The sequence below is a fragment of the Pseudomonas sp. SIMBA_068 genome, from assembly GCF_046534705.1.
In the GTDB taxonomy this organism is placed as follows: Bacteria; Pseudomonadota; Gammaproteobacteria; order Pseudomonadales; family Pseudomonadaceae; genus Aquipseudomonas; species Aquipseudomonas putida.
In genome coordinates this window covers 1-289 of the sequence record NZ_JAWRYI010000314.1, presented here as the reverse complement: position 1 = coordinate 289, position 289 = coordinate 1, and the positions used below count along the sequence as shown (strand labels likewise).

1 pseudogene is annotated in these 289 nt (G+C 54.3%); it reads right to left on the bottom strand.

Annotation, left to right across the window (positions count from 1 at the left end):
* Positions 1–52: 52 nt before the first annotated feature.
* Positions 53–289, bottom strand: a pseudogene (locus SB756_RS29330) (bifunctional methylenetetrahydrofolate dehydrogenase/methenyltetrahydrofolate cyclohydrolase); the annotation flags it as partial.

Sequence of the window (289 nt, the reverse complement as noted above, 5' to 3'; positions counted from 1 at the left end):
GCAGGTCACACAGATCGACGTGCGGGAATTTACCCAGTGAAAAACTTGTCATTTAAACCACCTCTTTATCATGAAACTCTTCGCACGCCTGCAGCGTGTTTTGAATCAGTGTTGCTACTGTCATTGGGCCCACACCGCCCGGCACCGGGGTAATGTAGGAGGCGCGCTCGGATGCACTGTCAAAATCAACATCGCCCACCACTTTGCCGCTCTCCAGCCGGTTAATGCCCACGTCGATGACGATGGCGCCCGGTTTGATCCAGTCACCCGGAATAAACCCTGGCTTACC